Origin of the sequence: Thalassospira sp. CH_XMU1458 (assembly GCF_037027205.1) — a bacterium.
Taxonomy (GTDB): domain Bacteria; phylum Pseudomonadota; class Alphaproteobacteria; order Rhodospirillales; family Thalassospiraceae; genus Thalassospira; species Thalassospira tepidiphila.
On record NZ_JAYMDW010000002.1, the window covers coordinates 482,528 to 503,679 of the forward strand.

The following is a 21,152-nucleotide window of genomic DNA, read 5'->3' on the forward strand; positions in this document are numbered from 1 at the left end:
TTTATGAAGTCTGTCCTGATGGCAAGCGGGGCTGTCGCTTTTGCATCAAAATTTGCCGTCAAAAGTGCCCATGCGCTGGAAAATGTTTCTGTGGTTGTAGTCGGTGCAGGTATTGCCGGGCTCGGTGCGGCGAATTTGTTGCGTAAACACGGGGCCACAGTGACCGTGCTTGAGGCAAAGGACCATACCGGTGGTCGCCTTTTGACAGACTGGTCTATGGGCGCACCGTTTGAAGTCGGTGCCGGATGGATCCACGGTCCGTCATCGGACAACCCGACCAAGCAACTTGCTGATGCGGTTAATGCCCAATATGCCGTCACCGACGATGAGAACGCAGTGTTCTTTGACATCAACGGCTATGAATATGATGAGGATGAGGTCGAGAGAATTGTCGATGCCTGGGAAGGGGTTCTTGAACACATCGACGGCACCTATGAGGTGAATGACCCGCGCAGTCTTTTGCAAGCGATCAAGGACTATCGTCCGGCGTATCTTGATGATCCGGGGATCATGTGGGCGTTTTCTGCCTTTACCGAATTTTCGAAGGGTGGGGCGATCGAAAAATTGTCAGCGCCCCTATTTAACTGGGATGAGGCATTCGACGGTGCGGATGTCGTCGTCACATCCGGCTATGACGAGATTTTAAAACCTCTGAAAGAGGGGCTTGATATCAAGCTTTCTCATGTGGTTTCGGCAATTGATTACAGTGCCGATGAGGGACTGGTGATCACCACCGATCAGGGAACTTTCGATGCCGACTATTGCATTTGTTCGGTTCCATTAGGTGTTCTGAAAGCCAACAATATCCAGTTTACGCCCGAACTTCCCGGCAGCTATCGCGATTCCATTGCAAATCTCGGCTTTGGCAGTGTGACCAAACTCGCACTGAAGTTCGAGGAACCGTTCTGGGATATCGAAACCCAGTATTTCGGCATCACAACCGAGCCGAAAGGGCGGTGGAACTATTGGCTGAGTTACCGAACGTTTTCAGATGAGAACATCTTGCTGGGGCTAAGTGTCGGGGATTATGCGCTGACCGCTGATCGTATGACCGATGCGGAGATGGCTGAAGATGCACTCGATGTGCTGCGCACTGTCTGGGAAGATGACGTGACAGAACCGATTGACGTTCTGGCAACCCACTGGGCCACCGATCCATTCACACTTGGCGCATATGCTTTTCCGCGTCCAGGTAACCGAAAATCTGATTTCGACGGTCTCGGAGAGCCGATTTCAGATCGACTGATCTTGGCTGGTGAACACACGATCTTTGACTATGCCGGTACAACCCATGGCGCGTTCATGACCGGTCTGCGCGCAGCAGAGTATATAATCGACGAGGAAGGTTAGGGGAAAGTCGACAGCCTATCCTGTCTCATCGGATATCAGGCTGCGTTATGATCGGCTTTGCGGGGCTCGGTTGCCTCGCGGCGGCTGTGCTTCTGATCATACATGGCTTCATCTGCTTCGCGGATCAAATCGGCGATATCGCATTTTGCGCCAAAGGATGCGTGACCGAAGCTTGCCCTGATCGACAGTGCCTTACCCTGCCATATCAGCGGGAATCGCTCGGTTGCGTTCTGAAGCTGCACAATCCGTTTTGCCGCTGCGGCAGGATCACTGCCGGTCATCAGGATGGCAAATTCGTCGCCGCCAAAGCGGGCAACAAAATCATCAGACCGGGTGTGCGTGCGCAGGTTCTGGCCAAAGTGTCGAAGGACGGCGTCCCCCGCAGCATGCCCGTGCATGTCATTGATTTGTTTGAAACCATCAAGATCCGCAATGACCAGAATGCCGCGTTCGTCGGTTCGTGACGCGCGCGAGATTGCCTCCCGGGTGCGCTTCATAAAGCCGCGACGGTTATAAAGCCCGGTCAACTCATCGGTTTCGACCATGAGTTCGAGCTGTCTGATCCGGTTTTGCTGCTGATCAAGGCGGGTTTGCATGTCACGGGCAAGATCAACCAATGTCGAAAGCGCACTACGTTGTTCGCTTTCGTCTGTTTCTTCGGTCGCGCGATTGTTGATTGCCGTCTGATGCTGAAAATCAGCAGCAAGCTCTATCAACAAATCTATCTGCGACTTTTCCATTGGGCGTCTTGTTCTCAATGACATTGGATACCGAAACCCTTAAAAGGGGTGGAACCATTCTATCTTTCATGGCGTTACAAGAACATTAACGCACATGAAGCGTATTTGTGACGAAGCACTGTCGATCACGCAAAGGAGCACGACGGATGAAGTACCTTTTTGGGGCCGGATTGGCGCGAAAAATCGCTGTTGCGGGTGTGGCTCTGGCGTTGGCAGGGTGTTCGTTCCTGCAAAAAGAAAACTTTACGGTTGGTGGTGAAATCACCGATCAGGGGCAGGAATGCGTTACGTTCCGTGCCGAAGACGGGACGCTATATGCACTCGCCAACAAGGCAAGCAGGCTGCGCCCGGGCGACAAGGTGCGCATCACCGGCCATCTGGCACTGATGACAACCTGTACCGAGGCAACAACCCTGATCGTTGACAAGATTGTCCTGCTTGCGCCCGCTGACTGAGCCCTTGTCTAGCGCGCAGTTGCAAAACAATCCGTGCCGTCAGCTTTGAGCTGGCGGCATTGTTTTTGCGCAGACTCCGAGTCTTCAAATCCTGCAAGCTGCAGGCGATGGTATATGCCCTGACTGCCAAGATCGGCGGATACGATTTTCTTGTCGTGCGATTTAGCCAGTTCCGGATAGCGGATGCTAAAGCTCGCCCAATATGTTTCAGCGGTAAATGTATCGCGAAAGGCGCCAAGCTGGATCCGGAAACCACCACCGCTGACTGCCGGAACAGGCGTTGCTGTTTCAACAAGATCAGATGCCGTCGTCGTCGTGCGTTGCACGGTCACAGCGGGCTGTGTGGTCTGGTTCGCAGGCGAAGTTGGCGAAGCCGCCGGGGTAATCCGAGTTTCCGTGGGGGGTGATGTCCCTTGACGAACGGGTTGGACCGAACGGACTAATGGCTTTCCATTGATCGTCCGTTGATACTGATCTACCAAAGAGGGAATTTCTATTTCTTCCTCAAGCCGGGTTTCAGTTGGAATTGTTCCGGGGAGGAGGCTGAGAGGCTGATTGCCTGATCGCAAACTTGATGCGCGGGCAGGCAAATCCGTCGGGATGATATCGATCCCGGTTGGTCCTGTTTCGGGGGCAAGCGATTGTGCCACTGCACTGATATTAAAGATCATGGCGACCATCAGTGCCGCAGCAAAGGTGCCCGATAAAGAAAAACCACCCCACATTCCGGCAAAGCCAATCGCCTGCGACAACTGTATCGCAGGGTTTGGATATGCGTGGGGTGGTTTCGCCATTCCTACATCTCCGTGCGCGGGCCATATGCATGGCGTTCGCGCAAAATCAGATCATTGTTGCGCAGGCGTTCCATGGCTTTGCCATAGACGGTGTCTGGCGCATATTGACCATCTGTCCGGTCACCTGTTGCCATTCCGGTCAGAAGCTCAATCGCATCATTGATGTGTTCCACCGTCCAGATGTTGAACTTGCCCTGGCGAATGGCCTGAACGACTTCTTCGCGCAGGACAACGTTTTCCGCATTGGCCGAAGGAATAATCACGCCCTGATCACCGGTAAAACCCTGATCAGCGCAAATGCGATAGAACCCTTCGATCTTGTGCGAAATACCGCCAACCGGCTGTGCCTGACCAAACTGGTTCATCGACCCCGTAATGCCGACATTCTGGCGCATCGGGATGTTTGAGACAGCGGAAATGATAGCGCAAAGTTCCGCCATCGACGCCGAATCCCCTTCGATCCCGCCATAGTTCTGCTCAAACGTCACGTTACACGCAAAAGAAAGCGGAAAATCCTGCGCAAAGCGTGATTTCAGGAAGCCTTCAATGATCATCACAGACTTTTGCTGCAATGGGCCGGACATATCGACCATACGTTCGATGTTTAAAACGCCGAGGCTACCGACATAGGACCGGGCTGACACGCGTGCTGGCAGGCCAAAGGCGTGATCGCCGTAATCGAGAACCGTCAGTGCGTTGACCTGACCAACCACGCTGCCAAAGCTGTCGATCAGGATTTCGCGCCTTTGAACCCGTTCGTGGGATCGGTCTTCAAGGCGTGAATTGCGATGGCGCCGCTCCTCGATCGCACGCCGGACATCCGCCGCACGGATGGTTTCGCGACCTTCGGCCTTGCTAAGTGCGCCGGCCTCGATCGCAACATCTTCGACCCGTTCAATCTGGGCTGTCAGCTTGTCGCGTTCACCCGCCCAACGCGCCGCTTGACCAAGCAATTGGCGGATTGCACCATTATCAACCGGGATGCCGGAGCGTGACAGGGCGGATGCCCGCAGAAGCCCGGTATAGATCGAAATGTTGCGACCAGCCGCTGGCATGTCGGCATCAATATCGGCCTTGACCCGGAAGTGATTTCGGAAATCCACATCCAGCGAGAAGAAGGTGTAATAAAACTTCGGCGCGCCGACGATAACGACCTTGAGATCAAGCGGGATCGGGCGCGGTTCCGGTGCGCCTGCGGTCGGCGGGCCGCCCTTATGGGTTTCCTCGATACGGATTTCACGGTCACGAAGGGCTGCCTTCAAAAAGCCCCAGCATTCTTCGTGTTCCAGAATGCTTTCCGCACGCAAAACAAGAACGCCGCCATTGGCGCGATGAAGGGCGCCTGGCTTGATCAGGCTGAAATGCGGATGCATGCCGCCCCCCATCGGGCGGTACTGAATTTGCCCAAACAGGTTGTCGTAGCTTGGACTCGGTTCAAGCACGACATCGGGGTGGTTATCGCGCGAATGATCGATCAGCAGGTTGACGGCATAGCGATCATCGACGGTTTCCGGGATCTTGCCATCCCCGCTTTCGATGGCGGGTTGGTCGCTGGCTTCCTCGAACGCGTCGATATTGTCGAGAATGTCTTTTTCAAGCGCGTCGAACCATGCCTTGAGGCCGGGGCTTGTGAATTTGTCGCGCAGTTTCTTGATGCGCGGTTTCAGAACAACCTTTGCTGCTCCGCGTCGCAAACTATCAAGCGTATCGGCGATCTGTTCTTCGAGGTCGCGGGTGGAAAGCAGCGTTTTGCGGGCTTCTTCGGCGACTTCCTCAAACGCGTCTTCGGCCTCGTTACGGCGATCCTTTGGGATCTCGTCGAGTGAAACCGGTTCGCCTTCCTCGTTCAGCGCGACAATCATCACGCCTTTTTCGTTTTCCTGAACATCCAGACCGCGTTCACGGGCATATTCACGCAACGCATCAAACTTTTCGCGAAGTTGTGCGCGCGCTTCTTCGGTCTGTGTCTGGGTTTCGGTCAGGTGGGCCGGGGCGTTGAAGGCTGAGGCAAAAGCTTCGCGCAGATGCGTGATCAGCGTTTCCATCGCCGCCAAAAGTTTTTGGCCCTGACCAGCCGGAAGGGCATAGGGGCGCGGGCGATTGGTGCGCGAAAAATTGTTCAGATAGACCCAGTCATCGGGGGCTTCGCGTTCTTCCATGGCTTTGTTGAGGTAATCAAGGGTCGCCGTCATGCGGCCAGCGCGATCGAGACCAAGAACAAAAATGTTGAAACCGGGTTCGGACATCGAAAGTCCGAATTTAAGAGCCTCTGCCGCGCGGTAATGCGATGAAAAATCAAATATTTTCGGCTGTTGGTCTTTGTGTGGGCTGCGAATACGGAAATGCGGGAAACCGCAATCATCTGCGTCAAGGCGGGAAACTGGCATCTGCTGACTTTCTGCTGCCCAAGATCAAGGTATCAAGCAGGGGCTTCTTGCCCCCGCAGCATATCTTGGAAGCAACGCAATCACGCGGTCAAGCGTTGCGTGCGGAAATAATTGAAATGCCAGTAAGAACCGTGACTTCGCCTCAAAATTCCACGGTCATCATGTACAAGAAAAACCTTGCGTTACATGACGACGGAATTGCCAAAATCACTGCTCTGAAGCAGGCGGTCGACGATTTGCACGCCGCGGCGCAATCTTTCGGGGGATCGTTCTGCGCCGAAGCATAGCCGCATACCCCTTGGCACGTGACCAACGGCGAATTGCTGTGCCGCGGTCAAAAGAACACCATTGTTGGCCGCATCCATCACCAGTTCACTGGTGTCGATATGTTCGGGAACTTCCAACCAGATGTGATAGTTGGTCGGGTGGAAACGGATATCATAACCCTTGAGCGTGCCAAGCACGATCGCGAGGCGCTTGGCGGCTTCTTCACGATGCCATGTCTCGAACTGGGCAAGGCTGCCATCCATGATCATGCGTGTGACAAGTTCAAGGTTGATGGTTGAAACCATCCAGCAGGTGGACCGGATTGCACTGGCAAGTTTTCCGATCATTTCGCCCGGTGCATGGATATAACCGACACGCAAACCACCACCGATGCTTTTTGATACGCCATCAAGATAAATGCTGCGTTCCGGTGCAAAGCAAGACAGCGGGGGTGGGGCATCCGGATCAAGGAAGTGGTAAATGCCGTCTTCGATCAATGTCAGATCATATTTACGCAGGATTTCCGCAATTTCGATGCGGCGTTTCTGGCTCATGGTGCTGCATAGCGGGTTGTGCAGCGTCGGCATCAGATAAATCGCACGCGGGCTTTGTGTGCGGCACATGTTTTCCAGTGCGTCAGGCATGATGCCGTCGTCGTCCATGGCCACACCGCGCAGACGGAACTGCAACAAATTGGCAAGGCTGCGCAGGTTGGGATAGGTGAGTTCCTCGCACAGGACAAGATCGCCGGGGCGCACTGTCGCCAGCAGCGAGACTGTCATGCCATGTTGAACACCAGCCGTTGGTAAAACGCGTTCCGGATTGTCATCCAGCCCCAGTCTTCCGGCGGAAAAAGCCAATGCTTCACGCTGATGGGCAACGCCATATTCCGATTTGTACGACACCATATCGTCCGTCGACATGGTGGTCGCAACCTCAATCAGGGTCTCGCGAATGCGCCCTTCCCTTGGCGGGAGAGGGCAGTTCATCCTGAAATTGATCGGTCCGGTATCTTCGGTCTCGTTTGACTGGGAATTCGTCGATGGCGCAGTACCGGTAGATCGTGCGAGCTGGGTGAGGTTGTTGGTAAATGCCATCGGAATCGGGGCGGTGGCCGCCATATCAAGTTCCGACTGGATATTGTCGAGCACATAGGTTCCACGGCCAACTTCACCGGCCACCAGCCCCAATCTTTCCGCCTCGCGGTAGGAGCGGGTAATTGTGCCAACCGTGACGCCAAGTTGATAGGCGAGGTCGCGGTGGGTGGGCAGTCGGTCTCCGGGTTTCAGAGAGCCGTCTTTGACTGCTTTGCGGATGGCTTGCGCGATCTGTCGATAAACAGGACCGCCAGCCTCATCAAGTTTCGGGAACCATATTGTCATGGTGACAATGTTTAAATTGACACAATAATAATGTCAATGACAAAACAATATCGAGACAATTCACCGAAAGGAGATGGAAATGGTAAATTGTAACGATACAATCCAGATTCCTGGCATCAATGTCACTGAGCGCACAGTAAGCACCTCTAAACAGGCCAAGCAGCCTGTGACCTGGCGTGCCGCGATCATTGGTGTGATGATCTCTGCGGCTGAATATCTTGCCCGTCTGCAGGCGCATTCGCGCGATCGTCACGCTTTGCAAAGGCTTGATGATCATATGCTTAAGGATGTCGGGCTGACCCGATCAGATATCGAACAGGAACTGTCAAAGCCGTTCCTGTAAGGTTTCCCCCGGCGCGGCTCGCCACCGCCGCGTTTGACGGAGGCACTTTGCTCCCATTGTGCCTCCGTTCGGCGGGAAGCGGCTGTAAACGCAAATTGTCACGATTTTGATCTATCAGGGATACAATACAATGTTTAATACAGGTGAGTTGCGCGAGGCCGCGGATTTTGTGCATCAATATGTTGCGCCGACGCCGACAATTCAGTGGCCGCTGCTTGATCGCGCGACCGGATTGTCCCTGTATGTGAAACACGAAAATCATACCCGACTTGGTGCGTTCAAAATCCGGGGTGGACTGACCTTTTGTCGTTATCTCGGAAAGTCGGTTGATGTGAACCGCGGGATTATCTCGGCGACACGGGGCAACCATGGTCAAAGCCTTGCCCATGCGGCCAGCCGTTTTGGTATGCCTGCGACCATTATTGTCCCGCATGGCAATTCCGTTGAAAAGAACGCCGCCATGCGGGCCTGGGGGGCAGAGGTGATTGAACATGGTCATGACTTCCAGGAGGCAGCGGAATACGCCAAGGCACTTGCCACCAAGGAAGACCTTGTAATGGTCCCGCCGTTCCATCGGGAACTTGTGCGTGGTGTCGCGTCCTATGGGTTGGAGCTTTTTGACGCTATTTCCGGTCTGGATCGTATCTATGTGCCGGTTGGCATGGGATCCGGGATTTGTTCGATGATCACGGTGCGTGATGCGCTGGGCCTTAAGACCGAAATTATTGGTGTGGTTGCAACGGGTGCGGATGCCATACGTCAGTCATTCATGGCCGGTGAAATCATCCAGACACCAACGGCCAATACATTCGCCGACGGGGTTGCCTGTCGTAGCCCGGACCCCAGCGCGTTTGAGATCATTAAAAGCGGTGCTGCGGACATTGTTGCTGTCGATGATGAACAGATCGCGGATGCCATGCGCCTTTATTTCAGTTCGTGCCACACCATTGCCGAGGGGGCAGGTGCCGTGCCGCTGGCGGCTGCAATTGCACAGCGCGAAAGCAATATCGGCAAGAAGGTCGCCGTTGTGTTGACCGGGGCGAACATTGATCGCGCCGACTTTGCGCGCATCCTTTCAGGAGAAAACAAATGAACAGCATTTCAAATCGTTCAGATGACAGCCCCACTGTTGATGAACGTCATCTCATGTTTGATGACCTTGAAAAACTTGGCCGCATTCTTGTGGAAACAGGTGATGTCGCGCACAGCTTTATTCAGGGTGCGGATAACATGGATGTAACCTGCCGCGATTTCTCTGCCTTTGACCCCTCGCGCCCCATGCCGGGGCAGGGACGCGGTGCGCTTGATGCGTTGCGGGCAGCGAAGGAAGAAATTCTGCCGCTGCTCGCCGCATCAATTGGTCCTCGTTATCTTGGATTTGTTACCGGCGGCACGACGCCAGCCGCCCTTGTCGGCGATTGGCTTGTCAGTGCAATTGATCAGAATGCCACCGGACCGGAAGGATCGGTCAATGCCGCGGTTGAAGAACAGGTCATCAACTGGTTGTGTGAACTGGGTGGTGTGCCGTCAGATACGTTTGATGGTGTTTTGACGACCGGTGCAACGGTATCAAACCTTTTGGGCCTGGTTGCGGCCCGCCAGTGGTGTGGTGAACAGATTGGTGTGAATGTCGATGCCGATGGTGCAAGCGTTCTGCCAGATCTTGAGATTTTTGCCGCGAGTCCGCACGCCAGCATGATCAAGGATTTGTCGATTGCCGGCATTGGTCGTAACAGCTTTACCAAGGTCGCAACCACGCCGGGATCGGAAGAAACCGATATTGCCGACCTCAAGGCCAAGCTTGTGGCCAGTGACGCGCGCGCCAAGATCGTTATTGCGTCGGCCGGGACGGTGAACGCGACCGATTTCGATAACCTTGATGCGATTGCCGATTTGTGTCGTGAATTCGGCGCATGGCTTCATATCGATGCCGCGTTTGGCTTTTTCGCTGCCCTGGATGATCGTCGTGCCCACCTTACTAGGGGAATAGCGCGCGCGGACTCCATCACATCAGACGGGCATAAGTGGCTCAATGTCCCGTATGATTGCGGGATTTTCCTGACCCGTCATATTTCGGTGCTGGAGACATGCTGTCGGGCTTTCGCGCCGTATCTCGATACCAAGGCGGACGGGAATAGCTATATCAATCGCGGCGTCGAAAACTCCAGACGCTTCCGCGCGTTGCCGCTTTGGGTGGCGATGACGGCCTATGGTCGCGACGGAATTGCATCCATCATCCGGGCAAACTGTGATCAGGCGGCAAACCTGGCTGCGTGGATTCGAACCCATGAGAAGCTCGAACTACTGTGTGAGCCCAAACTCAATGTGACAATGTTCGCATCGCGTGGAACTGATGAAGAGAATCGGGCATTGCTCCAGCGTATCAATGGGACCGGCAAGGTTTTCCTGACACCGACGGTTTATGGCGGTCGTTTCGGGTTCCGCGCGGCATTCAGCAACTGGAGGACCCGCGATGAAGATCTTGTGGTCGTCAAGCAAGCTATTCAAACGGCCTTGTAAAGGCGAACCCAAATCATCAATAACCCACACGATGTATCGACTTGTACATCATACATATGCCGAGTTCAGGATAAGACGATGACGACCCAAACCCTGCCGATCTATCAGATCGACGCCTTCACCGATGTTTTGTTTGCCGGCAACCCGGCGGCGGTTGTGCCGTTATCGGACTGGTTGCCTGATGACGTGCTGCAAAAAATCGCGATGGAAAACAATCTCTCGGAAACGGCCTTTTTCGTACCAAATGCCGGTGATGAGGCCGATTTTCATATTCGTTGGTTTACGCCGACCGTCGAGGTGCCGCTGTGTGGCCACGCGACGCTTGCAAGTGCATTTGTGATTTTCAATCGGTTTGGTTTTGAGGGCGATCTGATCAAGTTGCAAAGCCAAAGCGGCGTTTTGACCGCCCGACGCGAAGGTGGTGCGATTGTCCTGAACTTCCCGAAACAGCCGATCAAGCGTGAAACTGTTTCCGAGGAGGTGCTTGTCGCCCTTGGCGGAGTTAAGCCCGCCGAGACATTCGGCGTGGTAAGCCGCGATACGGATATTGTGATTGTCTATGATGACGCTGCCATTGTTCGAAATATGCGCCCGGATATGTCGGCGTTGGGCAAATTGGCGGGGCGCGGTGTGATTGTTACGGCACCCGGCGATAAAACCGGACTTGATATGATTTCACGTTACTTCCTGCCAGCACTTGGCATCAATGAAGATCCGGTCACCGGTTATATGCACTGCGTGGTTGGGCCTTATTGGGCAGAAAAACTGGGGCAGGTCGATGTTGTCGGATATCAGGCGTCCGCGCGTGGTGGTGTGGTTGCCTGCAAAATCGACGGTGACCGTGTGCATCTCAAGGGAGAAGCCGTTCAGTACCTCAAAGGGGAAATCACGGTTCCGGCGTGATTGGCCTGGCGGTGTCGGGCAATGAATTCAAAAGGGCGGGCAATCTGGTATTTGCCCGCCTTTCCTTGTTCAAGGGGCCCGCATTCTGTCAGAGGTATTCTACCGACTAATCCGCATTCGAACTGATTTGCTTTGTTTTTTTATTGACCGCGCTATAGGGCTTTCGTCTAAGTAAAAGGCGAAATGAAACGATTGTGGACATATCTCGCCGGTGCAAAGGTGCGCGATAACCGCAAGAATGCAGGCTTTACAGGGGAAAGTTTATCGTGCTCGAAAGTGTTGTTGCCAGTTCTGCAACGCCGATGCAGATGTGGGTGGTCCTTGCACTCGTTGCCGGATCGCTTGTTCTGTATGGGTTGGAGCGCATCTCGCTCGAACTGACCAGTATTGCCCTTATCGCAACGCTTTTGCTTTTCTTCGATTTTTTCCCGCTGCTTGATGCGGATGGTGAAAACCTGATGGGGCCTGCCACGGTCATGTCGGGCTTTGCCAACCCGGCCTTGCTGACGGTGTTGTCCTTGCTGGTTGTCGGGCAGGGAATGGTTCTGACCGGGGGTGTCAGTTACATCGCTGGTCTGATTACCGAACATGGCGGCAAGAATGCCTCGATCGCGATTTTCGTCGGGTTGTTCGTGGTGATGGTATTGTCGGCCTTCCTGAACAATACGCCGGTTGTTGTTATCTTTATCCCGATTATTCAGGCACTCGCCGAGCGTATTGAACGTTCCCCGTCGGCATTGATGATCCCGCTTTCCTATGCCGCGATCCTCGGTGGCATGACGACCCTTATCGGTTCATCGACCAACCTTCTGGTATCCAGTTCCCTGATCGAACTCGGTATGCCGGGTCTTGAATTCTTTGAATTCACAACGATTGGCAGCGTGCTTGCACTGACCGGCTTTGTCTATGTCCTGTTGATCGCGCCGCGCCTGCTTCCGGCGCTGGCATCCATGCGCAGCAAACTTGCCAATCCCGATAGCAGCGGCAAGCAATTCATCGCCCAGATCACCGTTGGACCAGCGGCCAACATGATTGGCACCAAGCCGGTTGCCGGGTTCTTCAAGAACCTGCCCAATATCACCGTTCAGATGATCGTGCGGCGCGAACATGCTGAACTGCCGCCGTTTGAAGATGATATGGAAATTCAGGCGGGCGACGTTCTAGTGGTTGCCGCCACCCGCAAGGCATTGACCGAGGCCCTGCAAAAGGACCCGGGATTGTTGCATTCAGATGCCGCCGCCGTTGGTGCAGACGGTGACGAAACCCCGCAGAAATCCACGCAGCTGTTGGCCGAAGTCATGTTGCCGCCGGGTTCGCGCCTGATTGGCTTTAACCTTGAGCAGATCGGTTTCCGCTATCAGTACAAGTGCCTTGTACTTGGGATCCAGCGTCGTTCGCGCATGATCAGAAGCCAGATGACCGAGATCCGGCTTGAGGCCGGGGACGTTTTGCTGGTGCAGGGACGATCAGAGGATGTCGAGGCCCTTCGTACCATCCGCGACGTTGTGTTGCTGGAATGGTCGACCAGAACCTTGCCCCGTCCATTCCACGCCCGTCGGGCTGCAGCCATTTTCCTTGGCGTGATTGCGCTTGCTGCGACCGGTGTCGTGCCGATCATGGTTTCAAGCTTTATTGGTGCCGGTTTGATGATCGCATCCGGCGCGCTTAATTTGCGTCAGGCATCGCGTGCAATTGATCGCAAGATTGTTTTGCTCGTTGCCGCTGCACTAGCGCTTGGCAATGCGTTGCAGTTGACCGGCGGCGCGGAATTCGTTGCTGATCAGTTGCTGGCGGCAACCCGCGGCGCACCCGCACCGGTTATTCTGTCACTGTTCTTCCTGATTGTGGCGGGCTTTACCAACGTTCTGTCCAACAATGCCTGTGCGGTTCTGTTTACGCCCATCGGAATTGGCATGGCCCAGCAACTGGGCGTGGAGCCACATGTGTTCGCGATTGCGGTGGTGATGGCGGCCAACTGTTCGTTTGCATCGCCGGTGGGGTATCAAACCAACCTTCTTGTCATGGGGCCGGGCCACTATCGGTTTATCGACTTCCTGAAGGCAGGGACGCCGCTGATCATCATTCTTTGGATTGCGTTCAGCCTGTTTGCGCCTTGGTATTACGACATCCCGTTCTAAGGGGCATAAACTAAAGAATGAATGTTTGCGGCGGTTCGTTTCAGCCATGCAAAAATGGCTGTCATGTCTGTGTGGAAGGCGTTTGACTTTTGCCTTTGGGGCAATAGGATCGGGTCGCTTGAATATTCTAGACCAACCTGCATTGGTTATCCTTCTTTCTCAGGAACTTACAGATGGCCCAGACTGCCGTACTTGCAAAGCCGATCACTCGTCCGACCAGCCCGAATTTTTCTTCGGGTCCGTGCAAAAAACGCCCGGGTTGGTCCGCAGACGCATTGCAGACGGAGATCCTTGGCCGTTCACATCGATCCAAGCTGGGCAAGCAGCGCCTTGAAGAGGTGATTGACCGTTCGCGGGAAATTTTGAACCTGCCAGAAGATTATCTGTTGGGTGTGGTTCCGGCATCCGATACCGGTGCCGTTGAGATGGCGCTGTGGTCGATGCTGGGCGCACGTGGTGTTGATATGCTGGCGTGGGAGAGCTTCGGGGCGACCTGGGTCACCGATGTGATCAAGCAGCTCAAGCTTGATGATGTACGCACCCTTGAAGCCGATTATGGCAAACTGCCGGATCTGGCATCGGTTGATTTTGCTCGCGATGTTGTCTTTACCTGGAACGGCACGACGGCCGGTGTTCGCGTGCCCAATGGCGACTGGATTGCTGATGACCGCAAGGGGTTGACCATTTGCGATGCGACCTCGGCCATCTTTGCCATGGAACTGCCTTGGGACAAGCTCGATGTCGTGACCTATAGCTGGCAGAAGGTTCTGGGCGGCGAGGGTGGTCACGGGATCATTATCCTGAGCCCGCGTGCCGTTGAACGCCTTGAAAGCTATACGCCATCATGGCCAATGCCGAAAATCTTCCGCATGACCAAGGGTGGCAAACTGATTGACGGCATTTTCCGCGGCGAAACCATCAACACGCCATCGATGTTGGTTGTCGAAGATGCCATTGATGCCTTGAAATGGGCCGAAGAGATTGGTGGCCTTGAAGGGCTTTTGAAACGTACCCGCGCAAGCCGGGCGCATCTTGATGCGTGGCTTGCCAGCAGCGACTGGGCGGCCGACCTTGCCGAGGATCCGGCAACCGGCTCAAACACCTCGATGTGTATCAAGATTGTCGATCCATGGGCGCTTGGTCTTTCTGCCGATCAGCAGGCTTTGCTGCCGAAAAAGATTTCGCAGCTTCTTGAAGCGGAAAATGTCGCACTTGATATCAACGGGTATCGTGATGCACCTCCGGGACTGCGTATTTGGGGTGGTGCAACCGTTGAGCCCAGCGATATCAAGGCTTTGCTGCCTTGGCTGGATTGGGCATATGCGGTGGTAAAAGCCGAATTTGCGGCCAGCTAGGAAATAATTCGTACGTATTATTTGCGTTAAAGGGTTTTTCCCCGTTGCTCTGTCCGGCACAACGCGGTAGTAACCGCTACCGGATAGTGAGCCCTGAGCGTTGCTCGGGATGTTATCAATTTAAATCTGCGCGCCTCGTCCGGGAAAGCACACAAAATGACCGAACTTGCCAGGAAAGCTCTTTTGCCCGCCGGCCTGCAGGATGTCCTGCCAGGAACCGCTGCACGAGAAGCTGAAATCCGTGAAAAGCTGATGGCCAGTCTGGCGCATGCAGGCTATGACCGCGTGAAAACGCCACTGGTCGAGTTCGAAGAAAGCCTGCTTGAAGGTGCTGCACCGGAATTGTCGACCCAGACGTTCCGTTTGATGGACCCTGAGTCCCGCCGCATGATGGGCGTTCGTTCCGATATGACACCCCAGGTCGGACGCATTGCAGCAACCCGTCTGGTCGATGCGCCGCGTCCTCTGCGTCTTTCCTATTCCGGCGATGTCTTGCGGATCAAGGGATCGCATCTGCGCCCGGAACGCCAGTTTGCACAGGTCGGTGCCGAGTTGATCGGTGTGTCGAGTGCTGCTGCTGATACCGAGATTGTTCTGCTTGCACTCGAAGCTTTGGAAAGCATCGGTTTGGCGGATGTCTCGGTTGACCTTAATTTGCCAACACTGCCGGTGCGTCTTTTTGATGCATTTGGTGTGTCGCGCGATGACCGTGAAGTATTGACCGAGGCGCTTGAACGTCGTGATGTCGCAGCCCTTCGTGCTGCTGATGGCAAAGTTACAGGCGTACTGGTTGCCTTGCTTGAGGCCGCTGGCCCGGCACAGTCAGCTTTGCCGAAACTCAAAAAACTAGAACTGCCGCTTGGTGCGTCTGAGGAACTTTATCGTCTGATCGATGTCGCAGAACGCGTTCTGGCGTCCGGGCTTGATGCTGCCCTTACCATTGATCCGGTCGAGATGGCTGGTTTCCGCTATCAGACCGGCGTCAGCTTCACACTGTTTGCGCGTAACGTCCGCGGTGAAATCGGGCGCGGTGGCCGTTATCGTGCCGGGGGGGCCTCGGGCGAAGCTGCAACGGGTATGTCGCTTTATATGGACAGCATTCTGCGCGGTCTTCCAGATGCAGAGCCGATTGATCGTGTCTATCTGCCGCTTGGTACGCCACAGCGTGAAGCGCGCAAATTGCGTGCAGAAGGCCATTACACCGTTGCCGCCCTTGAAGGTGCGGCCGAGGCCAAAACCGAAGCCGCCGCACGCATTGAAGCGCAAGGCATGGGCTGCAATCATATTTATATCGGTGGCCAGGTTGTGCCGCTGAACGCCTAATCGAACGAACTTTTTATCGCGCAAGGAGTTTTGCGATGACCAATGTTGCCGTGATCGGTTCCCAGTGGGGGGACGAAGGTAAAGGCAAGATCGTCGACTGGCTGTCCGAACGGGCAGACGTTGTTGTGCGTTTCCAGGGTGGTCACAACGCCGGTCATACTTTGGTGATCGACGGAACCACCTATAAGCTGAGCCTGCTGCCGTCAGGTATCGTCCGTGAAAACAAACTTTCGGTGATCGGCAACGGCGTTGTTGTTGATCCGTGGGCGTTGCTTGCTGAAATCGGCCGCCTGAAAGAGCAGGGCGTGGATATCACCCCGGAAAACCTGCGTCTGGCGGAAAATGCCTGCCTGATCCTGCCGCTGCATGGCAATCTTGATCGTGCACGCGAAGCTGCTGCTTCGGGCGACAACAAGATCGGCACCACCGGTCGTGGCATTGGCCCGGCATATGAAGACCGCGTTGGCCGCCGTGCGATCCGCGTAGGTGATCTTGCAGACACTGATCTGCTTGAAGCCAAGGTCGAAAACCTTCTGACGCACCATAACGCGCTTCTGCGTGGCCTGGGCCAGCCGGAAGTTGATGGTGCGGAACTGCTTGCGCAGCTTAAGGAAATCGCGCCGAAAATCCTGCCGTTCTCCGACACTGTCTGGAAGTCGCTTAATCAGTTCAAGGAAGCGGGCAAACGCATCCTGTTCGAAGGCGCACAGGGCACGATGCTTGACGTTGATCACGGCACGTATCCGTTTGTGACGTCGTCGAACACTGTTTCCGGTCAGGCTGCTGCCGGTTCCGGTATGGGGCCGTCGGGTGTTGGTTATGTTCTGGGTATCACCAAGGCATACACCACCCGTGTTGGTGAAGGTCCGTTCCCGTCCGAACTGTTTGATGAAGACGGCGAACGTCTTGGTCAGCGCGGTCACGAGTTCGGTGTTGTCACCGGTCGTAAGCGTCGTTGTGGCTGGTTTGATGCGGCCCTTGTCCGTCAGTCGGTCAAGGTCAACGGCATCACCGGTATTGCGCTTACCAAGCTGGATGTTCTTGATGGCTTTGATGAAATCAAGATCTGCACCGGTTACGATATTGATGGCAAAATCTATGATCATCTGCCGGCCAACCAGCGTCTGCAGGCAAAAGCCAAGCCGGTTTACGAAACCATTGACGGCTGGTCGGAAACGACCATGGGCGCGCGTAGCTGGGCCGACCTTCCGGCAACAGCGATCAAATATGTTCGTCGCATCGAAGAGCTGATTGAAGCACCGGTTGCGCTTCTGTCAACCAGCCCGGAGCGCGATGACACCATTCTGGTGCACGACCCGTTCAGCGCCTGATTGCCTGAATTTACGAACTCCAAAAGCCACCAGTTTATGACTGGTGGCTTTTTTGTTTGCAGTTGCGGGTCTTACTGTTCATCCGTGACTGCGGCCGCGGGATAACAGCTTGCCGACAGGGGGGATCACAAGTATCGTTTTATCAACCTTTTGAGGATAGCGTTCTGAGGGTTAGGTCAGGAAGACTTTTGGCCCAAGTAAGTGCGTCACTCAGGGAATGATAACCTGTAAAGAAATATCGGGACCATGGCAGAGCAAGCAGAAGATCAGGAACAGGACGTTTCGAATGGTGCTGCGACAGGGCCGGTGATGGATGCACCGGGCGGCGGTGCACCTGCGCCTGAGGAACCCGAAGAATCCCCAGAACTTGATGGTGTCGCAATCAATGCAGGCGGCAAAAGTGTCGAGATCGGCAATTTTCGCGTCTTTCTGGATTTGCGGATGCCCGAATTCGATATGGGCCATTGCAAGGCCTATTCGGCTGACAATCTCCGCCGCGAAGAGGGCAGCGCCTTTGCGCTGGTAACCGATCCGGTTCTTCCGACCCGCCATGACCATCTGACCTTCCTGGCCGGTATGCATATGGCCGGTCAGATTGACCTTATCGATTATGAAACCGCCTACTGGCCGCCAATTGGTCGCAAGACGATGGTGCTTTTCTATGAAAAGCCGGCAGGCGGAAAGGTCGTTGCGCGCGAACACAAGAAACTCGCCATCGATGAGCATGATATTGCCACGGTTGTGGTCGAGCCGCTGATGAATGCCATGCAGGCATTCAGCGAGAAGGGGCTGGCACACCGCAATATTCGCGCCGATAACCTGTTCTTTGCCGATCCCATGCGTGAAAAGGTCGTGCTTGGCGATTGTGCCAGTGGCCCGCCCGGTTATGATCAGCCAGCGGTTTATGAGACCACAGCACGTATGAGCGCTGATCCTGCCGGTCGTGGTTCAGGCAATGCGACCGACGATTTCTATGCGCTTGGCATGACTTTGGCCGAGCTTGGCATCGGTCGCCAGCCACTCAAAAAGCTGAATGACCAGGAAATTATCGAACTTAAACTGGCCAAAGGGTCGTTTCAGGCGATCGCATCACACGAAAAGCTGCCGCTTGTTCTGATTGAACCTGTTCGTGGCCTGTTGTGTGATGACCCCGAAGAACGCTGGGGCTTGGCCGAATTGAACGCCTGGCTGGACGGAAGACGGACCAAGCCGGTTCAGGCCAATACGGAAAAGCGGGCAGCACGGTCTCAAAACCTGGCTGGTCGAGATTATTATACCGTGCGCTCATTGGCGCAGGGGATCGCCAAGAATTGGGTAACCGCGCTTGGCCCGTTGCGCGACAGCACTGTCGAAGTCTGGTTGCGGCGTGGCCTTGGCGATAATGATCGCGCCAAGGCGTTATCGGATGCCATGCGACAACTGCAGTGGGCCGGGACGGATAAACGGTCGGCAGAGGACGTGTTGGTTGCGCGGTCCATCCTGATTCTGGATCCGGCTGGCCCGATCCGGTTCAAGGGTTTTTCGTCGATGGTCGATGGGCTTGGTTTCATGCTGTCCTATGATGTCCAACATGGAAAGGGGCCACAACGTTTTGCAGACGTGATCGTGCGCGATATTCCATCTTTCTGGTTTGGCCGTCAGATGGGATACAGCCCCGAAGTCCAGAGGCAACAGCAGCTCTACAAGAACCTGCGCTATTACATTCAGCAGCAAAGTGCCGGTTACGGGTATGAGCGCTGCCTCTATGCGACCGTGCGCAACCAGCATTGCCTGAGCCCGCTGGTCGAAGAGGAATATGTCGTCGAGATCGCAGATCTGCTGCCAGCCCTTGAAAAGGCAGCCGAAACCGCATCCGAAGAAAGCTGGCCGGTGGATCGTCATATCGCCGCCTTCATTGCCGCCCGACTGGAGGACGATGTTGAGGGGCAGTTGTTGGCGATGCAAAACCCATCTGACGAGGTCGAATATAGCCGCGCAATCATCAGCATGCTGGCGATTGTACAATGGCGTCATGGACCGGACAATTTGCAGAACCTGTCGCATTGGGTTGCGCGTTTGATGGAACCGGCGATCAAGGTGTTCCATAGCAAGGCACGTCGTGAACGGGTCGAGACCGAGATTCCCAAACTGGCCAAACGCGGCAATCTTGTCGAACTGTATAACCTGATCAATGACGAACAAGAACGTCGCAAGGATCAGTCAGAGTTTGTCGAAGCCGTCGCGGAATATTCCGAAGCGGAAAGCGAAGTGTTTGATCTTGAATCGTCGGGGCCGGCCCGTATGGAGCTGGCCGAAAAGGTCGGGCAACAGGCGGCTGCTTTCGCGTCTACCATGATCGCACTACTGACAGTGTCCGCGCTGTTCTTGATGCATATCTTTTAAGGGATCGCCATGGCAAAGGGTAAACGAGCAGGCACAAAAAAAGGCGGTCGCAGCGCATTTTCCGGCTTGTCGGTTATTGCATCCGCCGTGCTGCTGTTCATGGTCGCACTTCCCACATTTATCACGTTGACGGTCGGGCTTTTACCGTCACTTGTGGCCTTTATCTTTGATCGCAGCGCGGGCAGGACAATGGCGCGGTGTGTCTTCGGTCTGAACTTTTCAGGGGTTGCGCCCTACATTCTGGAAGTCTGGATGCAGCCATCGCAAACGGTTGGCGGCGCAACGCAGGCCGTTTTCCAGCCGCTGGCGCTGTCGATCATGTATGGGGCAGCAGGCCTTGGTTGGCTTCTATACCTCGCCATGCCGCCAATTGTTGCCAATGTTCTGAACCTAGCAGCCCAGCGTCGTGTCAGTGAATTGCGCAAGAAGCAGCGCGGACTTATCAAAACCTGGGGCGATAGTCTGATCAAGGAAGTGGATCGGTCCGGGAACTGATCTCTGCGTGACCTGATGGAAAAAGCCCATTCAAAAAAGAAAGCGGCGGACATTGTCCGCCGCAAGTTGTTTCAGAAGGGACGCAAAGCAGGCAGTATTAGTGGGGCAGGTCCGTATGGATCGATTTGCGGACCTTTTCAAAGGCGCGTACTTCGATTTGGCGGATGCGCTCGCGTGAGATGCCATAGGCAAGGCTCAGGTTTTCAAGTGTAACCGGGCTTTCAAGCAGGCGGCGCTGCGTCAGAATATCGCGTTCACGATCATTGAGATGCGACATCGCGTTTTTGAGCATGCTCATGCGCTGCAGGAATTCTTCGCGTTTGCCATAAAGGGTTTCCTGATCTTCGTCATCGCTTTCGATCCAGTCGACCCATTCACCGTCACCCTCAATACGGACCGGCGCATTCAGTGAGTGATCCGGTCCGGCCAGGCGGCGGTTCATCATCACAACGTCATCTTCGGACACATTGAGTTTGGTTGCGATCAGTTCGACCTGTTCAGGTTGAAGGTCGCCTTCATCAATTGCCTGCATCTGGCTTTTGAGTTTGCGCAGGTTGAAGAACAGCTTTTTCTGTGCCGCAGTCGTACCCATTTTTACAAGCGACCATGAATGCAGGATGTATTCCTGGATGGCGGCACGGATCCACCACATTGCATATGTCGCAAGGCGGAAGCCCTTGTCCGGGTCGAAGCGTTTTACCGACTGCAGCAGGCCGACATTGCCCTCGGAAATGAGTTCATTGATCGGAAGGCCATAACCGCGGTAACTCATCGCGATCTTGGCGACCAGGCGCAAGTGGCTGGTAATCAGTTTTTCAGCAGATTTATCGCAATCCTTGTCCCGGAAATTACAGGCATAGGTCGTCTCCTGTTCCGGGGTAAGCATCGGGTAGCGGCGTATACGTTGAAGGTATGCCGTGAGACCATCTTGAGAGATAGTTGGAAGAGCGTTTCCTTGCTTCATCAAAGCCTCCCGTATTGCTTTCG

Annotated in this window: 17 protein-coding genes; 12 read left to right on the plus strand and 5 right to left on the minus strand. The window is 54.8% G+C overall.

Features of this window, described 5'->3' with window-relative positions; all coding sequences use genetic code 11:
• The first annotated feature begins 18 nt into the window (after nt 1–18).
• A complete protein-coding gene (locus WBY09_RS09625; protein WP_336232612.1) occupies nt 19–1,350 on the plus strand; it encodes a flavin monoamine oxidase family protein in 1,332 nt (443 codons plus the stop codon).
• A 35-nt stretch (nt 1,351–1,385) separates the two neighbouring features.
• Here WBY09_RS09625 and WBY09_RS09630 read toward each other — a convergent pair whose 3' ends face one another.
• A complete protein-coding gene (locus WBY09_RS09630) occupies nt 1,386–2,090 on the minus strand; it encodes a GGDEF domain-containing protein (RefSeq protein ID WP_008890841.1) in 705 nt (234 codons plus the stop codon).
• A 146-nt stretch (nt 2,091–2,236) separates the two neighbouring features.
• On the opposite strand from WBY09_RS09630, the gene WBY09_RS09635 reads away from it, so the two are divergent.
• Nucleotides 2,237–2,545 (plus strand): DUF5818 domain-containing protein, encoded by a 309-nt coding sequence (locus WBY09_RS09635; RefSeq protein ID WP_008890840.1) that lies wholly within the window; start codon nt 2,237–2,239, stop codon nt 2,543–2,545.
• Between the two features lie 8 nt (nt 2,546–2,553).
• Here WBY09_RS09635 and WBY09_RS09640 read toward each other — a convergent pair whose 3' ends face one another.
• The 3 genes from WBY09_RS09640 to WBY09_RS09650 form a co-directional block, all read right to left on the minus strand.
• Nucleotides 2,554–3,339 carry an SPOR domain-containing protein gene (locus WBY09_RS09640; protein WP_336232614.1) on the minus strand — a complete coding sequence of 262 codons (786 nt, stop codon included), beginning with the start codon at nt 3,337–3,339 and terminating at the stop codon, nt 2,554–2,556.
• 2 nt (nt 3,340–3,341) lie between these two features.
• Entirely contained in the window at nt 3,342–5,726 is a 2,385-nt protein-coding gene (locus tag WBY09_RS09645) for an ATP-binding protein (RefSeq protein ID WP_336232615.1), read from the minus strand.
• A 182-nt stretch (nt 5,727–5,908) separates the two neighbouring features.
• Nucleotides 5,909–7,375, minus strand: coding sequence for an aminotransferase-like domain-containing protein (locus WBY09_RS09650; protein WP_336232616.1), 1,467 nt, complete (start codon nt 7,373–7,375; stop codon nt 5,909–5,911).
• Between the two features lie 79 nt (nt 7,376–7,454).
• Between WBY09_RS09650 and WBY09_RS09655 the strand changes: the two genes are divergently transcribed.
• The 10 genes from WBY09_RS09655 (at nt 7,455) to WBY09_RS09700 (ending at nt 20,165) form a co-directional block, all read left to right on the plus strand.
• Nucleotides 7,455–7,718, plus strand: coding sequence for a DUF1127 domain-containing protein (locus WBY09_RS09655; RefSeq protein WP_197145053.1), 264 nt, complete (start codon nt 7,455–7,457; stop codon nt 7,716–7,718).
• A 130-nt stretch (nt 7,719–7,848) separates the two neighbouring features.
• Nucleotides 7,849–8,811, plus strand: a complete 963-nt coding sequence (locus tag WBY09_RS09660) for a threonine dehydratase (protein WP_197145052.1) — start codon at nt 7,849–7,851, stop codon at nt 8,809–8,811.
• The gene (locus tag WBY09_RS09665) at nt 8,808–10,238 is read left to right on the plus strand and encodes a pyridoxal phosphate-dependent decarboxylase family protein (protein ID WP_336232617.1); all 1,431 of its coding nucleotides are present in this window, start codon (nt 8,808–8,810) and stop codon (nt 10,236–10,238) included. The genes WBY09_RS09660 and WBY09_RS09665 overlap by 4 nt, the downstream gene beginning before the upstream one ends.
• Nucleotides 10,239–10,316: 78 nt before the next feature.
• Nucleotides 10,317–11,141: a PhzF family phenazine biosynthesis protein gene (locus WBY09_RS09670; RefSeq protein WP_336232618.1), complete on the plus strand. Its 825-nt coding sequence runs from the start codon at nt 10,317–10,319 to the stop codon at nt 11,139–11,141.
• A gap of 266 nt (nt 11,142–11,407) precedes the next feature.
• Nucleotides 11,408–13,279: an SLC13 family permease gene (locus WBY09_RS09675; protein WP_008890832.1), complete on the plus strand. Its 1,872-nt coding sequence runs from the start codon at nt 11,408–11,410 to the stop codon at nt 13,277–13,279.
• Between the two features lie 173 nt (nt 13,280–13,452).
• Nucleotides 13,453–14,634 carry a phosphoserine transaminase gene (locus tag WBY09_RS09680; protein ID WP_336232619.1) on the plus strand — a complete coding sequence of 394 codons (1,182 nt, stop codon included), beginning with the start codon at nt 13,453–13,455 and terminating at the stop codon, nt 14,632–14,634.
• A 156-nt stretch (nt 14,635–14,790) separates the two neighbouring features.
• The gene (locus WBY09_RS09685; protein WP_336232620.1) at nt 14,791–15,957 is read left to right on the plus strand and encodes an ATP phosphoribosyltransferase regulatory subunit; all 1,167 of its coding nucleotides are present in this window, start codon (nt 14,791–14,793) and stop codon (nt 15,955–15,957) included.
• Nucleotides 15,958–15,992: 35 nt separating this feature from the next.
• Entirely contained in the window at nt 15,993–17,288 is a 1,296-nt protein-coding gene (locus WBY09_RS09690) for an adenylosuccinate synthase (protein ID WP_063089905.1), read from the plus strand.
• Nucleotides 17,289–17,534: 246 nt separating this feature from the next.
• Complete coding sequence (locus tag WBY09_RS09695) at nt 17,535–19,670, plus strand: protein kinase family protein (protein WP_064780871.1); 2,136 nt, start codon at nt 17,535–17,537, stop codon at nt 19,668–19,670.
• Nucleotides 19,671–19,679: 9 nt separating this feature from the next.
• On the plus strand, nt 19,680–20,165 hold the full coding sequence (locus WBY09_RS09700; RefSeq protein ID WP_063089899.1) for a hypothetical protein: 486 nt from the start codon (nt 19,680–19,682) through the stop codon (nt 20,163–20,165).
• 97 nt (nt 20,166–20,262) lie between these two features.
• Here the strand turns inward: WBY09_RS09700 and rpoH are convergent, their stop codons facing one another.
• On the minus strand, nt 20,263–21,129 hold the full coding sequence (rpoH, locus tag WBY09_RS09705; RefSeq protein WP_336232622.1) for an RNA polymerase sigma factor RpoH: 867 nt from the start codon (nt 21,127–21,129) through the stop codon (nt 20,263–20,265).
• Nucleotides 21,130–21,152 lie beyond the last annotated feature (23 nt).

What these genes read in the sequence shown, in the direction of transcription:
- WBY09_RS09630 (WP_008890841.1), bottom strand. Translation starts at nt 2,090, where the DNA reads ATGGAAAAGTCGCAGATAGATTTGTTGATAGAGCTTGCTGCTGATTTT.
- WBY09_RS09645 (WP_336232615.1), bottom strand. Translation starts at nt 5,726, where the DNA reads ATGCCAGTTTCCCGCCTTGACGCAGATGATTGCGGTTTCCCGCATTTC.
- WBY09_RS09685 (WP_336232620.1), top strand. Translation starts at nt 14,791, where the DNA reads ATGACCGAACTTGCCAGGAAAGCTCTTTTGCCCGCCGGCCTGCAGGAT.
- WBY09_RS09700 (WP_063089899.1), top strand. Translation starts at nt 19,680, where the DNA reads ATGGCAAAGGGTAAACGAGCAGGCACAAAAAAAGGCGGTCGCAGCGCA.
- WBY09_RS09655 (WP_197145053.1), top strand. Translation starts at nt 7,455, where the DNA reads ATGGTAAATTGTAACGATACAATCCAGATTCCTGGCATCAATGTCACT.
- WBY09_RS09625 (WP_336232612.1), top strand. Translation starts at nt 19, where the DNA reads ATGGCAAGCGGGGCTGTCGCTTTTGCATCAAAATTTGCCGTCAAAAGT.
- WBY09_RS09695 (WP_064780871.1), top strand. Translation starts at nt 17,535, where the DNA reads ATGGCAGAGCAAGCAGAAGATCAGGAACAGGACGTTTCGAATGGTGCT.
- WBY09_RS09640 (WP_336232614.1), bottom strand. Translation starts at nt 3,339, where the DNA reads ATGGCGAAACCACCCCACGCATATCCAAACCCTGCGATACAGTTGTCG.
- WBY09_RS09660 (WP_197145052.1), top strand. Translation starts at nt 7,849, where the DNA reads ATGTTTAATACAGGTGAGTTGCGCGAGGCCGCGGATTTTGTGCATCAA.
- WBY09_RS09670 (WP_336232618.1), top strand. Translation starts at nt 10,317, where the DNA reads ATGACGACCCAAACCCTGCCGATCTATCAGATCGACGCCTTCACCGAT.
- WBY09_RS09665 (WP_336232617.1), top strand. Translation starts at nt 8,808, where the DNA reads ATGAACAGCATTTCAAATCGTTCAGATGACAGCCCCACTGTTGATGAA.
- WBY09_RS09635 (WP_008890840.1), top strand. Translation starts at nt 2,237, where the DNA reads ATGAAGTACCTTTTTGGGGCCGGATTGGCGCGAAAAATCGCTGTTGCG.
- WBY09_RS09680 (WP_336232619.1), top strand. Translation starts at nt 13,453, where the DNA reads ATGGCCCAGACTGCCGTACTTGCAAAGCCGATCACTCGTCCGACCAGC.
- rpoH (WP_336232622.1), bottom strand. Translation starts at nt 21,129, where the DNA reads ATGAAGCAAGGAAACGCTCTTCCAACTATCTCTCAAGATGGTCTCACG.
- WBY09_RS09690 (WP_063089905.1), top strand. Translation starts at nt 15,993, where the DNA reads ATGACCAATGTTGCCGTGATCGGTTCCCAGTGGGGGGACGAAGGTAAA.
- WBY09_RS09650 (WP_336232616.1), bottom strand. Translation starts at nt 7,375, where the DNA reads ATGACAATATGGTTCCCGAAACTTGATGAGGCTGGCGGTCCTGTTTAT.